This is a genomic window from Elusimicrobiota bacterium, from assembly GCA_016788905.1.
Lineage (GTDB): Bacteria > Elusimicrobiota > Elusimicrobia > FEN-1173 > FEN-1173 > JADKHR01.
In genome coordinates this window covers 1-14,820 of sequence record JAEURZ010000010.1, presented here as the reverse complement: position 1 = coordinate 14,820, position 14,820 = coordinate 1, and the positions used below count along the sequence as shown (strand labels likewise).

Below are 14,820 nucleotides of genomic sequence, written 5' to 3'. Positions count from 1 at the left end.
TTAAATTGAGTTTTAACCAATACTGATTCATAGGGACCCCTATGCAAATTCATATTACCGCCCGCCACATCGAATTAACCCCGGCCTTGGCCGAACACACACGCAAGAAGCTGGAACGCATTGCCCGCCATTTCGAAATCGTCTTGCGCGCCCAAGTGATATTGGGCGTTGAAAAACACCGTCACATCGCTGAAGTGGTTGTCCACGCTCAAGGGCATCATGATTTCCGCGCCCGCGAAGTGGCGGGTGACCTCTACGCCGCCATTGACTTGGCGGTGGAGAAACTTCAGTTGCACTTTTCCCGCGAGAAGGATCGCCGGGTTCGCGGTCGTCGGGGGGAGAAATCTCGTCCGGAGGTTGACCCCCTTCCCGAGCCCTCCAAGGAGCCTGTGATCACGCGGATCAGTCGAGTCACCCCCCGCACCCTTTCCGTTGCCGAGGCTTCCCGTGCGTTGGACGATACCGACATGGATTTTCTCCTGTTTTTGGGGGATGACGACGCTGTTCGAATTATCTATCGACGGCAGGATGCCACATTCGGGCTGCTTGAGCCCAACCTCTAGCCTTTTAAGGACTTTCCCTATGAAACTCGTTGATATCCTCCCTTCCAACGCCATCTCTGTCGAGTTGTCGGCCGCCTCCAAAAAAGAAGTTTTGGAAGAGCTCTGTGCCCTGTTGGGGAAAGCTGGAAAACTGCCAGATCCAAAAGCTATGGTTCACATCCTCGAAGAACGCGAAGCCCTCGGCTCCACCGGCATTGGGCAAGGGGTGGCCATTCCGCACGGGAAAGCGCCGTCGATTAAAGCCCAAGCCGCCGCTCTGGGGATTTCACGGCGGGGGGTGGATTTCGATTCCTTGGATGGGGAACCGGTGCATATCGTTTTTCTTCTCATCGCTCCACCGGACGCGGCGGGAAATCATTTAAAAGCGTTGGCGAAAGTCTCTCGTTTGTTGAAGGATAAATTTTTTCGACAAGCGTTGAAAGATTCCAAGAGCGCCGACGAAATCCTGAAGATCATTCGCGAAGAAGACGAGTACTGATGCCTCCCGACGCGGCCGCGGGGAAGCCCCCGCCCCTACACGTCGAGGAACTTTGGAAAAGCCAAGCGGAGCCCCTTCGCCTTTCTCTCTTGGCGGGGCAAGAAGGATTTCAACGGTTGATTCGCGTGGCCGACATCAATCGGCCGGGGCTCACCCTCGCTGGGTTTTTTGAGTTCTACCGGGGCGAACGGATGCAGGTGTTTGGGATGGGAGAGTCCGCTTTTACCGCCACGTTGTCGAGCGCTCAACGCATGGAAATTTTTGACCGGCTTCTCTCCGCTTCGGATCTCCCCTGCGTTATCCTGACCCACGGCCGAGAGCCGGTGCGCGAGATGTTGGAGCAGTGTGACCATTACAAAATCCCCCTCTTTCAATCCCAATGGGAAACCGCTCGTTTCATCGGGGAACTCACGGCCTATTTGGAAGAGCGCTTGGCCCCCACCACTTCTCTGCACGGAACATTGGTGAACGTGTATGGCATGGGCGTTTTGATCCTGGGTTCGTCGGGCATCGGGAAATCGGAGTGCGCTTTGGAATTGTTGAAACGGAGCCACATGTTGGTGGCGGACGATCGCGTGGAGGTTCGCCACAAGCCTGGCGGTATTTTGGTTGGCGCGGGACACCAGTTGGTTCAGCATCACATGGAAGTCCGCGGGCTGGGGATCATTGACGTTTGGAAAATTTTTGGTGTGGGTGCTGTCCTAAAACGGTCGTTAATCGAACTGGTTATTTATTTGGAAACATGGGACAACAAAAAAGAGTATGACCGTATGGGCCTTGAAGAAAAAAGCACCACGTTGTTGGGTGTGGCCGTCCCTGAAATCAGGGTCCCCGTTCAACCGGGACGAAATTTGGGCGCGTTGATTGAAGTGGCCACCTTGAACCAGCGCTTAAAGCAACACGGGGTGCACTCGGCTCGGGAATTGAACGAGCGCCTTATTCAACGCATGTCGGGCCACAGCGCGCGGGCCCAGAACCGTCCCTGATGGCCCCGCCGCGTAGGTCGAAAAAAAAGGTCGCCCGCCGGATGGACTGCGTGGTCGTTTCCGGTCTTTCGGGGGCTGGGAAAACCACCGCCCTGCGCGCCTTGGAAGATATGGGCTATTTTTGCGTGGACAATTTGCCCCTTTCCCTGTTGCCCCCATTGATCCGGTTGTATCAAAATTGGGGCCAGGCGTTGACCAAGATCGCGGTGGGCGTCGATGTTCGGACCGGTCTTCCCGCGCGAGTTTTTCGGAGATCCATTGGGGATTTGACCCACCAAAATATTTCCCCGCGGGTTCTTTTTATGAACGCGGACAACAACACCCTTTTGCGGCGTTTTTCTGAAACCCGGCGTCGTCACCCTTTGGCCGGTTCGGTGGTCAATGGAATCCGACGGGAGCGTCGCATGCTTCATGACGTGGCGGCCTTGGCCGACAAGACCATTGATACCTCCCATTTGACGCCCCCTGAAGTGAAGGAAATGGTGCTGCAAACTCTCGGTCTTCAGCACCCGCGTGGGATGGCGGTGGTGGTGGAATCGTTCGGTTACAAGCATGGCGTTCCCTTGGACGCGGATGTGGTTTGGGACGTGCGCTTCCTGCCAAACCCGAACTACGTCGCCCCCTTGCGGAACCTGACGGGGTTGAGCCCCAAGGTGTCCCGTTACGTTTTGGAGAATCCGCTCACGAAACGTTTTCTCGAACATTTGGCTCCCTTGCAGGATTTCCTTTTGGACCGTTTTTCTCAGGAAGGAAAAAGTTATTTGACGTTGGCGGTGGGGTGTACGGGAGGACGACATCGGAGTGTGGCGGTGGCGGAAGCCCTTGCAGAGATCATTCGAAAGAACGGACGGTTTGATGTTCGCGTTCATCACCGGGATTCGACCCGAGAAAAGGAGTTGCCTCGATGATTGGTGTCTTGGTGGTGACGCACAGTGGGTTGGGCAAAGAATTGATGGTGTGTGCGGAGAATGTGGTGGGAAAGCAATCCGCCCTTCTCGCTCTTGGGGTGGAGGGAACAGAGTCTCCCGATGGATTTGAGGGGCGACTTCGCGCGGCGTTGGCAACGATGGAGACCAACGCGGGAATTCTCGTTTTGTCGGATATGTTGGGCGGAACCCCGTGCAACGTGTGTTTGCGGCTGGCCCGGGACCCGGGGTGCCATTTTGAACTGGTGACGGGCGTCAACTTGCCTATGCTCATTACAGCGCTGGCGAACCGTCACTACATGCCCCTGGCCCAACTGGCTCAAAAGTTGGTGGACGACATGTCCCGGAGCGCGCAACGACCTCTTCAGCGGTTAAGGGATCATCTCTCGCAGGCCGGATGAAATGCTGGTTCTCGTTCGTATCGATGATCGTTTGATTCACGGCCAGGTGGTCGGCGGTTGGTTGCCGGTCATTCAAGCCGAGCGGATTGTGGTGGCGTCTGACCGGGCCGCGGCGGATCCCTTTCAAATAGGATTAATGCGGATGGCCGTGCCGGACCATGTGGCCGTCGATGTTTTGCCCTTGGAGAAAGCCGCGACGGCATTAAAAGCTGGAGCCTGGGGAACCGAACGGGTGATGCTCCTTATTTCCGGGGTTCTTGAACTGGCTCACTTTGTGACCTTGGGTGCCCCAGTGACCCAGGTGAACCTGGGGGGGGTGCACGACGCTCCCGGGCGTCGCATGGTGGCGCCCCATTTGGCGTTTACGCGGGAGGAAAAAGAAGTGTTGGCACGGTTGGTGACCGAGGGGATTTCATTTGAGACTCGTCCCCTTCCGGGGGACGTGCCGGTTCCTTTGGAAGACTACCTTTCTCAACTGAGGAAAGGCTAATATGGCCGCTCTCCTCTCGGCGTTGACCTACGGAATATTTTCGTTGGACCATTTTTCGGTGGGGCCTTTCCTGCTTTCTCGTCCGTTGGTTCTGGGGGGGGTGGTCGGGTTTTTGTTTGGGAATCCGGCCCAGGGTGTTGCTTTAGGTCTTTTCGCTGAATGTCTTTGGGTGATGGTCCCCCCCTCGGGCGCGGGGCAATGGGACGTGGGGTTGGCCGTGGCCTTAGCCGGTGTTTGGGCTTTTGAGGGGACTGTCGGCGCCCGGGTTAAGGGATCGGAATTGGCCTTGGCTTTCATTTTGTCGATTCCCTTTGCGGTGGTGGGGCGGCGGGTGGACCATTGGATGCGCCGTCACACGCGAGTCTTCGCCGTTCGAGCTCTGGCGGGAGTGGAACGGGGGGTGGTGGGCCCCCTTCGTTATGGCCTGATCTTTGGCGCTGTTTTGTGGGGGTTTAAAAGTCTGGTGATTTTTTTCCTGGCGCAATCGTTAGGGGGAGGCGTTTTTCATGGTTTACTTCCTCTCCTGGCTGGCCCCTGGGAGGAGGGGTTGTCTCTCGCCTGGCGGCTCTGGCCTGCGTTGGGGTTGGCCGCGCTCCTTCATCATTTTTCATCACGACTTCGCCGAAGCGGTTGGTCCCTGGTGTCTGGAGGACCCTCATGAAGTTAAAATGGGAGGACCTGGTTCGAATCTTTTTTCGGTCTTTTTTGATTCAAGGTCTCTGGACCACGCAACGGGCACAGAATTTAGGGTATTTGTACAGTGTGTGGCCTGCGTTTCGTCGGTTCTATCCGCGCCGGGAAGATCGTGCGGTTGTGGCCCGGGCGCACGCGGGATATTTCAGTACGCATCCTTACACGGCCGGCGTCCTGATAGGGGTTGTGGTGGGTCTGGAGGAGGACCGATCTTTGGGGCAAGGACCATCGTCTGAGGTGATTCTCTCGGCCCGTTCGGCCATGTCGGGCCCCCTGGCGGCGTTGGGCGAAGGGTTTTTCTGGGGAACGTGGCTTCCCTTTTGTCTCGCGGTGGCGCTTGTGGCCGGGACCTTCCGGCCGTCCTGCGTGAACGGAGCGCCGATTCTTTTTTTGCTGTTGTTTAATCTCCCCCACGTGGTGGTGAGGGGAGCGGGATTATGGCTGGGGTACCGATGGAAAACGGAAGTAGTCCCCCACTTGGCTTCGGTGCGGGTTCAGGTTCTCCTGCCGTTGGTGGCGGCGTTGGGGATGGGGTTGGTTCTTTTGCGCGGAGGGTTGGTGCCGCTCCGGGGGTTTTCAACCGTTCAAAGCTTTTTATGGGTGGGTTTATTTTGGGGTACGCTCAAACTGGGTGTTCGACCATCCATTTTGGCGATGGGGGTTGCGGGAGCTGCCGTGGCCTACTCTTGGGGAAAGGTTCTTCTATGATTGAGCGTACATTTACGGTTCAAAATAAAATGGGTCTTCACGCCCGACCCGCGGCCGCCATGGTCACGGCGCTCCAAAAATTCGAGAGCGAGATTCTTCTTCGCAAAGAGGACCAGGAAGTTGATGGGAAGAGCATCATGGGGATTCTCACCCTGACGGCGGAATACGGATCCAAACTGACCATCATCGCCGAGGGACCCGATGAGCAAGCTGTCATGGACAATATGACCCAATTCTTTAACGATCAGGTTCACGAGGAATAATCCCTTGGTGTCCTCCGCCACTCCGCCTGAAACACGTGTTTTTAAAGGGATCTCGGCTTCGCCGGGGATTGCCATTGGGAAGGCGTTTGTCTTGGAAGATATGGACCTGGCGGTGGGCCGTTGGCAAGTTCCTCCGGAAGCCGTGAAGGCGGAAGTGTCCCGGTTTCGTGGAGCGGTGGCCGACACGCGGAAAGAGATGGTGGGGACCCAACAAAAGATTTTGAAACTTTTGGGAAAAAGCCACGCGCGCTTGATCGAAGCTTATTTGCTGATTTTGGAAGATCCCTTGATTTCAAAAGACGTGGTAAAAAACATTACGACCAATCGGGTCAACGCCGAATACGCCCTGTCCGAAGCGGTGGCCGGCGCCGTTAAAACGTTGGAATCCGCCACCGACGAATATTTCCGGGAGAGGCGGCACGACGTGTTGGACGTGGGACGAAAAATTTTGCTTCACCTCTTGGGGCATGAACCCCATGATTTGGAAGATTTGGATGAACCGTCCGTGATCGTGGCGCGAAATTTGACTCCTTCGGATACCATTCACATGAAAGCCCAATTCGCCGAAGGGTTTGCCACGGACATTGGGGGGCGAACCAGTCACACCGCCATTTTAGCCAACTCCCTGGAAATCCCCGCGGTGGTGGGGTTGCATGAGATCACACGCCACGTTCGCCCCGGGGATATGATGATCGTGGACGGTCGGACCGGGACGGTGATCCTGAACCCCCTGCCCGACGTGGTGGATAACTATCGGCGGGAACGGGACATTCGGGGAGCTGAACGGCGTGATTTGGAACGGTTACGGGATCAGCCCGCCCAAACGCTGGACGGGCATCGGATTGCGTTGGCGGCCAATATCGATTCCCCGAGCGAAATCAAAAATATTTTGGCCAATGGGGCCGAAGGGGTGGGGCTCTATCGGACCGAGTTCCTCTATTTGAACCGGACCACCCTTCCCACGGAAGACGATCACTACCATTTTTACGCCAAGGTCGCTGAATCCATGTTGCCCCATCCCGTGATTCTGCGCACCCTCGATATCGGGGGCGACAAGCTGATGGATCTGGGGTTTCCGGGGATGGGCAAAAGCGAGCCCAACCCGTTTTTGGGTCTTCGGGGGATTCGCCTGGCGTTGCGGCATCCGGACATGTTTCGCACACAGATCCGCGCTATTTTGCGGGCGTCCGCCCACGGGAAAGTGCGGGTGATGTTTCCCATGATTTCCGGGCTCGAAGAATTTCGGGAGGCGCGAAAAATAGTAACGGAATGCATGACGGAGCTCCGCCATAAGAAAATTTCTTTTGATGATAAAATTGAAGTGGGGCTCATGATCGAGGTTCCCTCCGCGGCTCTGGTGGTGGACTATTTGGCCCGGGAAGCGGATTTCATGTCCATCGGGACCAACGACCTGATTCAATACACCTTGGCGGTGGACCGGGTGAACGATGAAGTTTCTCATCTCTACGAGCCCTTGCACCCGGCGATCCTTCGCTTGATTTTGCAGACAGTGCAGGCCGGCCACGCCGCGGGGAAATGGGTTGGCATGTGCGGTGAAATGGCCGGCGACGCGGAACTGACGCCGATCCTTTTGGGGTTGGGGTTGGACGAACTTTCTGTCTCTTCTGGAATGGTTCCCAAAATTAAGAAGGTGATTCGAGAAACGAATTACGCGGAATGTCACTCCCTTGCGGTGGAGATGATGAAAGATCCTTCCTCGGAGAACGTTCAAAACATCCTTCGTCGGTTCCGAAACCGTTAACCGTCCTTCTTCCATGGAAACCGCCGATATCCGAAACTTTTGCATCATCGCCCACATCGACCACGGGAAAAGCACCCTGGCCGACCGACTCTTAGAGGCGACGGGGACGGTACAGGTCCGTGAAATGCGGGCCCAAATATTGGACGGGATGGAATTGGAGCGGGAGCGCGGGATCACCATCAAAGCCAAAGCTGTCCGGATGAACTGGACGTCTCAGGGGAAGACCTATCTCCTGAATTTGATTGACACCCCGGGGCATGTGGATTTTACCTATGAAGTGAGCCGCGCGATGGCGGCGTGTGAAGGGGCTCTTCTCTTGGTGGACGCCAGCCAAGGGGTTGAGGCGCAGACGTTGGCCAACGCTCAACTGGCCATTGACGCGGGACTCCAACTGATTCCGATCATTAATAAAATTGATCTTCCCTCCGCGGATCCCGTCAGTGTTCAAAATGAAATTCATGAATTTTTGGGACTGGATATCCCTGGGATTCCCGCGAGTGCCAAGGCGGGAAAAGGGATTCCGGAAATTCTTCAGGCCATTGTGGAGCGGATTCCCGCTCCCACGGGAGATCCGGAGAAGCCTTTAGCGGCTCTAGTTTTTGATTCTGTTTACGATGCGTATCGTGGGGTTATTGTCTACGTTCGAATCATTGATGGGGTTCTTAAACCAGGTCAAAAAGTCCGGTTCATGGGGTCGGGGGACGTGGATGAGGTGGAAGAGGTGGGCCACCTTCAACTGAAATACGTGAAGGCGGAGTCCCTCTCCGCTGGTGAAGCGGGGTATGTGGTTTGCGGGATCAAAGACATTCACCAGGTCCAAGTGGGGGACACGATCACGGAGCATTTGCGTCCCACCCTGACGCCCCATGTGGGGTATCGGGAAATGAAACCGTTCGTTTTTGCGGGGTTTTACCCTATCGCCCAGGCGGACTACGAAAGTTTAAAAAAGGCCATCGACAAACTTCATTTGGAAGACGCGGCTTTCTTTCACCAGCCCGAGACTTCCGTGGCGTTGGGGTTCGGTTTCCGCTGTGGGTTTTTGGGATTGTTGCACATGGACATTATTCAAGAACGGGTCAGGCGGGAATTTAACGTGGATATCCTCGTGACAGCACCGACCGTCATTTATCGCGTCACGACGCAAAACGGGGCAACCGCTGAATACGACAGCCCGGCCAAGTTTCCTGCCTACGGGGACATAAAAGAGATTGAGGAACCCTATGTGCTCGCCACGGTTGTGGTGCCGTCTGAATTCGTGGGGCCGGTCATGCAATTGTGTCAGGAGCGCCGGGGTCAATTCCTGGACATGAAATATTTAACACCCACACGGGTGGTCTTGAAATACGAGACCCCTTTGGCGGAAGTGGTTGTGGATTTTTACGACGCGTTGAAATCTATTTCGAAAGGCTATGCGTCGTTTGATTACGAACACGTGGGCTATCGTCCCGGCGATCTGTTGCGCATGGACATCCTTATTGACGAGGAAGAAGTGGACGCTTTTTCTTTTGTGGTTCCGGCGGCCGTGGCGGCCTATCGGGGGCGGGAAATTTGCGAGAAATTACGGGAACTGATTCCCCGGCAAATGTTTGAGATTCCCATTCAAGCGAAGTTGGGCGGGCGGATCATCGCGCGAGAAACCGTGCGTGCCATGCGCAAGGACGTTTTGGCGAAATGTTACGGGGGCGATATTTCACGTAAACGAAAACTTTTGGAAAAGCAGAAAGAAGGGAAAAAGCGGATGCGTCAGTTTGGTGCGGTGGAAATCCCCCAAGAAGCGTTTCTGGCGGTCCTTCGTCGGGACGACGGCGGGCCCAAAAAGGAATAACCCATGGAAGAAAAACTGTTTTGGATTTCGTTGGTGAGTGGGGGCTACGCCCTGGCGTTCAAGCTGTTCTTGCGAGTCCCGAAACGCTTGGAACAATCCACGCGCGTTCTATTGCTCAATGGACTTTTTTGGGCTTTCGTGGGTCTGGCGGCGGGATTCCTGATTGCCTCTTATAAAGAACTCAATACGCTCTCCGTTCCGTTAGGGATGGCGTGTGCTCTGGCGGGGGGGATCCTGGGGGTACTTTGGGGACTCCCGATTCAAGTTAAGCGGGGGGCTATTCCGTTTCTCTGGTCGCTCCAGGGGGTCTTATTGACAGGGGCCTTGGGGGGGGTGTTGGGAATCGAACGGGCGGGATGGATCACGGGGGTTTTGGGTATCGGTCTTTTGGGCGGAGGGGCGGGGGTTTTGGCGCGGAACACGACGGTGTCTGTGGGCCGAGCTTCTGTAGCCGGGTTTTTGGCGGCCCAGGGCGCGTTGGCCGGGTATTGGTTTTCCAGTGCGGGGGCGGGGGGGCCATCCCTTTGGACGATGGTCTTTTTAGGAGCGGGCGGCTACTATTTGGGCAACACCTGGCGCCCCCGCGTGAAATGGTCGGCGGAAGAAAACGGTGTTCTTCTTCGCGAGAGTTTGGAATGGGCGGACACGGGGTTTTCCGCCATCCTCTTAGCCGCCACGATCATGTTTTTCGTGGTTCAAGCGTTTAAAATTCCGTCGGGGTCCATGCGGAGCACTCTGTTGGAAGGGGATCACCTCTTCGTTAATAAGTTTATTTATGGGTTGCGGGTTCCCTACACAGGTCAGCGAATCTTTCGGTGGCGGGAAGTTCAGCGGGGGGATATCATCGTCTTTCGGTTTCCAGCGGACGAGAAAGAGAATCCCCACTATGGAAAAGATTTCATTAAACGGGCCATCGGTGTTCCGGGGGATACGATCGAGATTAAAGACAAACGGGTGTTTGTGAATGGGGTGGAGCAGACGGAATCCTACGCCCAATTTGAAGATCATTTGGTTTATCCCGGTCCGGTGCCTCTTCTTAAGGATCCCCAGGTGGTTCAGGAACTCTGGCAGAGCCGATGGATGGAGCGGTCCTTGACGGGGGAGAACGTGCGAGATAATTTTGGGCCGATCGTTGTTCCGCCTGGAAATTATTTCGTTATGGGGGACAACCGAGACCGCTCCTTTGACGGTCGGTTTTGGGGACCCATGCCGGACGCGAATCTGAAAGGGCGGGCGTGGTTGCTTTATCTTCCGTTTTCCCGGTGGAAGGTTATTCGTTAGCGCTTGAGCCTCAACCCGACCGGACTTTACCTCCACATCCCCTTCTGTTCCGTTAAATGTCGGTTCTGTGATTTCGCGGCCTTCCCAGGGCGCCGAAACGATATCCCTCTCTATCTTCAAGCGTTGCATAAAGACATTCACGTGATCACGGAGAAGGTCCCCCGCGTTGTTCTTAATACCCTTTATGTGGGGGGGGGGACCCCTTCGCTCTTAGAACCTAAGGATTGGAGTTCTCTTTTGGCTGTGGTGCGGGATCGTTTTGAGGTTTTGCCGGATTGGGAAGCCACGTTGGAATGTAATCCAGATGGCGTGAATCATGAAAAACTGAGGGCGTGGAAGGATTCGGGGATGAATCGTTTGAGTTTTGGTTTACAAACTGACGAGCCGCCTCTTTTGGCGTCACTGGGGCGAACGCATTCTTACGACGATTATGTTCGGGTTTTGAGCGCCGCTCGCGCTCGGGGGTTTCGCAATATCAATGTCGATCTTATGTATGGACTTCCTGGTCAGTCTGTCGAGGGGTGGATCAAAACTTTACGGGGCGTGTTGGAAACGAATCCGGACCATCTTTCCGCCTATGGGCTTCAAGTGGAGGAATCCACTTATTACCACCGGTCGGGTGTTCAATCGGACGACGACCTGCAAGCCGATATGTATGAGGCCGCGGTGGACCTTCTGGATTCCGCCGGCTATGTTCATTATGAAATTTCTAATTTTGCCCGGCCGGGGTTTGAATGCCGGCACAACTTACGTTATTGGCGAAACCAAGAATGTTTGGGGGCGGGAGTTTCTTCGGCTTGGTACGACGGGGTTCGACGCCACACGAACACTCACGATCTGACAACGTACATCGAGTCGGTATTGACGGGTGGTCGTCCGCAGTTCGATACTGTTTCCCTTTCTCCGGACGAACGTGAGGGAGAAAATGTAATGCTCGGGCTTCGACTTCAAGAAGGGGTGGTTCCTTCCCCGCGAGGGTTGACCCTCTATGGGAAGGGGCTTGACCGTTGTGTTCAAGAGGGACTGTTGGTTCGGGAGGGAGATCGGTATCGACCCACCTGCCGAGGGTGGCAGTTATCCAACCGGATTTTCGTTGGACTTCTTGGGCCTTCGATCGAAAGTGAGGTTTAAGTTTAGCTTTCGTTATCGAACCTCCGCACGGATCTCGCTTGGGGTAGGGATTCCTTGTGGAGCGGTCTGGATAGGGAGGGGCTTAATGGTGAATGAATGGAAAATCAAGACTTGACCCCATATTCTTGTGGGACTCCTTTCCCTGGATGGGGCGGGGCCAGACTGAAATAGTTTTTCCCTTTTTCGGCAGAAGACGGGTGCTGTCCTTGTGGTCAGAGTTTCGTTCCGCTTCAAAATTATCATAGACCCCTTTCGGATAAATTCTAAAATCTCACCCATGGATCCTCGGCTCTCAACAGACGTTCGAACCTTGACCACCTGGCTGGGCCAGGTCATTCGGGAACGGGAAGGGAATGTCTTTTTCTCGCGTTTGGAACGGCTTCGTCATTTGGCAAAGCAGGCCCGAAATTCCTCCCGACCGGCCGAAGGGCACCTCAATCGTTTGGTGCAGGGGCTTTCGGGAGAAGAAGCCTTTCGGATGGTCCGCGCTTTTACGCTGTATTTCCAATTGGTGAACTTGGCCGAGGAAAGGCAACGTCGCGAACGCTTGCGCGACCACGAACGAGAGGGACGATCGCCCGCCTTGTCTTTCGCTGAAGCGGTGGATCGATGGGGCCGCGGTGCGGGTCGTAAAAAGTTTAGTGAAGCCCTCTCTCGCCTGAGCCTGGAACCCGTGTTTACGGCCCATCCCACCGAGGCGAAACGGCGGACGGTGCTTCGCCATTTGAACCGGGTTTCTTCCCTGTGGGACATTCATTCTCGGCCGGATTTAACCCCCCAAGAACGGGCCCAATGCGATGCTAAAATTTTAGAGACACTGGAAATCCTGTGGAACACGCGTCAGACGCGCGCGCGATCGCTGACCGTTCAAGACGAAGTCCGGAATATCCTCTTTTATCTTTCCACCTCTGTCCCCGCGGTCGTGGCTGAATTTTGGGACGCGACCTCCCGGACTTTAGCGGAGGCGGGTTTTCCCACTCCGCCGGGAATGATTCGGTTCGGCACGTGGGTGGGCGGAGATCGTGATGGCAACCCTGCGGTGACGCCAGGCCTTTCGCTCTGGACGATAACCGAACAGAGAAAATCTGTCCTCCAATTTTACCGAGCTTCCGTGTCGCGCTTGGCTTCCTTGTTGACCGTTCGGGAAGACCGGTCGGGCCCAGGGGGCGCCTTGGAAACCTCCCTGGCAAAAGACAGGCGGGAGTTGCCCGAGCTTGAAAAGTCTTGGGCGGTTTGGGAGCCCGGGGAAATCGTGCGGGCTAAAATGTGGGCCGTGGAGGCGAGGCTGGCGCGGAGTCAAGCGCGTCGATCGGGAGGATACGAAACGCCGGAAGCGTTTCGCGCGGATCTTCGGTTGGTTCACGATTACTTGGAGAGGCGTGGGTATGACCGAACCGCAAGAGGTTCCTTGACAGTGTTGGAGCGGCAGTCGGAGGTGTTCGGTTTTCATTTCGCTCGGTTGGATTTTCGACAACATTCCCAGAAAGTTTGGGAATCGGCTCTGGATGTTCTGGGGACTTCCCCGGCCTCTTCCGATTGGCCGCGGTTGGTGCGAAAGGGGCTCTCGCAGGTGGGGCGAACCCGCGGGGGGCTGGCTTTTCAAGAGATGAAGATGTTGGCCACGATTCAAAAGCTCTTTGGTGAAGGGGCGGCCAATCACTACATCCTCTCTATGACCCACAGCCCGGAGCATCTGTGGGCGGCGATTTATCTGGCTCGGCAAGCGGGGCTCCTTCACCCCGTACGTGGAGGTTGGCGGTCTGGTGTCGATATTGTTCCGCTCTTTGAAACAGTTGAAGATTTAGAACGGGCCCCTTCTTTGATGGCGGGGTTGTGGCGAGATCCCGTTTACCGGGGGCTGATCACGGCCCGGGGGGATGTTCAGGAAATCATGTTGGGATACTCCGATTCCAACAAGGACGCCGGTTATTTGGCCGCCAACGCCCATTTGTATCGGGCCCAACGGGCCCTTTGTCGTGAGGCAGAGAAAGTGGGAGTTCACCTTCATTTTTTTCATGGGAAAGGAGGGACCATCGATCGCGGCGGCGGGCCGGCTCACCGGGCCATTCGCGCGGCGCCCGCGGCCACGCCGAACCTTCAATTGCGCATCACGGAGCAAGGGGAAGTGATCGCTTTTAAATACGGGCATCCTTCCATTGCCCGTCGAAATTTCGAACAAATGGCCAACGCGGTGTTGGGGGCGGCCCTCGAACCTCCTCAAAAGAATTTGGCGGGAGTTCTTCAGGCAAAGTATGAGCCCCTCTTGGCGGATTTGGCGGACCGATCCCGCGCCCATTACCGCGCTCTCGTTTACGACACACCGGATTTCGCTCCGTATTTTTTTGAGGCCACTCCCATTGATTTGATTGAACGGGTGCGCATCGCTTCCCGGCCGGTGTTTCGCGGTGGAGCGCGGTCTTTAGACGGAATGCGGGCCATCCCCTGGGTGTTTTCCTGGACACAGTCCCGTGTGCTTCTTCCCGCGTGGTTCGGGGCCGGGAGCGCGTTGGAAAGTTTAGGGGACGAACGGTCACGGGGATGGGAGGACCTTCAGGAAATGTATCGGCGTTGGCCCTTTTTTGCGGCGCTTGTTGATAATCTGGAGTTGTCTTTAGCCAAGGCCGACATGACGATCGCCGCGCGGTACGCGGCGTTGGTCAAGGACGCCCGCGTTCGCGATATTGTTTTTGGGCGTATCCACGACGAATACAATCGGACGGTGCGATCGGTTCGCCGTGTGACGGGCCACCCGGGCCTTTTGTCGGGCCATCCAGTCCTGCGCGAGTCCATCCGGGTTCGAAACCCTTACGTGGATTCTCTGAACGCTCTTCAAGTCAGGCATTTGGCCCTTTGGCGTCGTCCAGGACTTTCCGCATCGGAACAAGAGCGGATTTTGAGAATCCTTCTTCTCACCGTGAACGGTCTCGCCGCGGGCATGAAAAGTACGGGGTAACGGGATTCCTTATTTCTTGTCCTCGAGTGGGCGACTGGTCATTTTGGTCTGAAATGGCCACCGAACGGGTTCGAATTTAAACCAATAAAATTATCGATCGTTTCCTTATTGGAAAACACCACCCTCTCCCCGACCCTCTCCCGCGAGCGGGAGAGGGAGAAACGTCTGAACTTCTTCTTAGTCGTTGCCCAATAAGAGGAAATCAGACGGCGCTCGATTTATTGTCACGGCTGTCGCGAGCCTCCCCCTTCCTCAATACCCAGATGCAGACTAGCCTGTAATTTTCAGTTGGATCGCGGGATTCGACGAAAAATCCGGACCTTTTTCCTTCCCAAAAAAGTTTGTCCGTAGTCCCCGCGA

14 protein-coding genes are annotated in these 14,820 nt (G+C 55.7%); all 14 read left to right on the top strand.

Going from position 1 to position 14,820, the window contains the following annotated elements; all coding sequences use genetic code 11:
- Positions 1–41 precede the first annotated feature (41 nt).
- The 14 genes from raiA (at position 42) to JNK54_05595 (ending at position 14,460) form a co-directional block, all read left to right on the top strand.
- Positions 42–563, top strand: a complete 522-nt coding sequence (gene raiA, locus JNK54_05660; GenBank protein MBL8023753.1) for a ribosome-associated translation inhibitor RaiA — start codon at positions 42–44, stop codon at positions 561–563.
- Positions 564–582: 19 nt separating this feature from the next.
- Positions 583–1,041, top strand: a complete 459-nt coding sequence (locus JNK54_05655) for a PTS sugar transporter subunit IIA (GenBank protein MBL8023752.1) — start codon at positions 583–585, stop codon at positions 1,039–1,041.
- A complete protein-coding gene (gene hprK / locus JNK54_05650; protein ID MBL8023751.1) occupies positions 1,041–2,027 on the top strand; it encodes an HPr(Ser) kinase/phosphatase in 987 nt (328 codons plus the stop codon). Before JNK54_05655 ends, hprK begins: the two co-directional genes overlap by 1 nt.
- A gap of 41 nt (positions 2,028–2,068) precedes the next feature.
- Positions 2,069–2,935: an RNase adapter RapZ gene (gene rapZ / locus JNK54_05645; GenBank protein MBL8023750.1), complete on the top strand. Its 867-nt coding sequence runs from the start codon at positions 2,069–2,071 to the stop codon at positions 2,933–2,935.
- Positions 2,932–3,354, top strand: a complete 423-nt coding sequence (locus tag JNK54_05640) for a PTS sugar transporter subunit IIA (protein ID MBL8023749.1) — start codon at positions 2,932–2,934, stop codon at positions 3,352–3,354. Before rapZ ends, JNK54_05640 begins: the two co-directional genes overlap by 4 nt.
- Position 3,355: 1 nt before the next feature.
- Positions 3,356–3,844: a PTS sugar transporter subunit IIB gene (locus tag JNK54_05635; GenBank protein MBL8023748.1), complete on the top strand. Its 489-nt coding sequence runs from the start codon at positions 3,356–3,358 to the stop codon at positions 3,842–3,844.
- Position 3,845: 1 nt separating this feature from the next.
- Complete coding sequence (locus JNK54_05630; protein MBL8023747.1) at positions 3,846–4,505, top strand: PTS sugar transporter subunit IIC; 660 nt, start codon at positions 3,846–3,848, stop codon at positions 4,503–4,505.
- Complete coding sequence (locus JNK54_05625) at positions 4,502–5,245, top strand: PTS mannose/fructose/sorbose transporter family subunit IID (protein ID MBL8023746.1); 744 nt, start codon at positions 4,502–4,504, stop codon at positions 5,243–5,245. The genes JNK54_05630 and JNK54_05625 overlap by 4 nt, the downstream gene beginning before the upstream one ends.
- Positions 5,242–5,508, top strand: a complete 267-nt coding sequence (locus tag JNK54_05620; GenBank protein MBL8023745.1) for an HPr family phosphocarrier protein — start codon at positions 5,242–5,244, stop codon at positions 5,506–5,508. The genes JNK54_05625 and JNK54_05620 overlap by 4 nt, the downstream gene beginning before the upstream one ends.
- Positions 5,509–5,515: 7 nt before the next feature.
- Positions 5,516–7,270: a phosphoenolpyruvate--protein phosphotransferase gene (gene ptsP / locus JNK54_05615; GenBank protein MBL8023744.1), complete on the top strand. Its 1,755-nt coding sequence runs from the start codon at positions 5,516–5,518 to the stop codon at positions 7,268–7,270.
- Between the two features lie 13 nt (positions 7,271–7,283).
- A complete protein-coding gene (gene lepA / locus JNK54_05610; protein ID MBL8023743.1) occupies positions 7,284–9,095 on the top strand; it encodes an elongation factor 4 in 1,812 nt (603 codons plus the stop codon).
- 531 nt (positions 9,096–9,626) lie between these two features.
- The gene (gene lepB / locus JNK54_05605) at positions 9,627–10,376 is read left to right on the top strand and encodes a signal peptidase I (GenBank protein ID MBL8023742.1); all 750 of its coding nucleotides are present in this window, start codon (positions 9,627–9,629) and stop codon (positions 10,374–10,376) included.
- A 3-nt stretch (positions 10,377–10,379) separates the two neighbouring features.
- Positions 10,380–11,507 (top strand): radical SAM family heme chaperone HemW, encoded by a 1,128-nt coding sequence (gene hemW, locus JNK54_05600; protein MBL8023741.1) that lies wholly within the window; start codon positions 10,380–10,382, stop codon positions 11,505–11,507.
- A gap of 277 nt (positions 11,508–11,784) precedes the next feature.
- Positions 11,785–14,460, top strand: a complete 2,676-nt coding sequence (locus JNK54_05595) for a phosphoenolpyruvate carboxylase (GenBank protein MBL8023740.1) — start codon at positions 11,785–11,787, stop codon at positions 14,458–14,460.
- The last annotated feature ends 360 nt before the right edge of the window (positions 14,461–14,820 follow it).

Coding starts and splice junctions, on each gene's coding strand:
- raiA (MBL8023753.1), top strand. CDS start 42: ATGCAAATTCATATTACCGCCCGCCACATCGAATTAACCCCGGCCTTG.
- JNK54_05655 (MBL8023752.1), top strand. CDS start 583: ATGAAACTCGTTGATATCCTCCCTTCCAACGCCATCTCTGTCGAGTTG.
- hprK (MBL8023751.1), top strand. CDS start 1,041: ATGCCTCCCGACGCGGCCGCGGGGAAGCCCCCGCCCCTACACGTCGAG.
- rapZ (MBL8023750.1), top strand. CDS start 2,069: ATGGACTGCGTGGTCGTTTCCGGTCTTTCGGGGGCTGGGAAAACCACC.
- JNK54_05640 (MBL8023749.1), top strand. CDS start 2,932: ATGATTGGTGTCTTGGTGGTGACGCACAGTGGGTTGGGCAAAGAATTG.
- JNK54_05635 (MBL8023748.1), top strand. CDS start 3,356: ATGCTGGTTCTCGTTCGTATCGATGATCGTTTGATTCACGGCCAGGTG.
- JNK54_05630 (MBL8023747.1), top strand. CDS start 3,846: ATGGCCGCTCTCCTCTCGGCGTTGACCTACGGAATATTTTCGTTGGAC.
- JNK54_05625 (MBL8023746.1), top strand. CDS start 4,502: ATGAAGTTAAAATGGGAGGACCTGGTTCGAATCTTTTTTCGGTCTTTT.
- JNK54_05620 (MBL8023745.1), top strand. CDS start 5,242: ATGATTGAGCGTACATTTACGGTTCAAAATAAAATGGGTCTTCACGCC.
- lepA (MBL8023743.1), top strand. CDS start 7,284: ATGGAAACCGCCGATATCCGAAACTTTTGCATCATCGCCCACATCGAC.
- lepB (MBL8023742.1), top strand. CDS start 9,627: ATGGTCTTTTTAGGAGCGGGCGGCTACTATTTGGGCAACACCTGGCGC.
- JNK54_05595 (MBL8023740.1), top strand. CDS start 11,785: ATGGATCCTCGGCTCTCAACAGACGTTCGAACCTTGACCACCTGGCTG.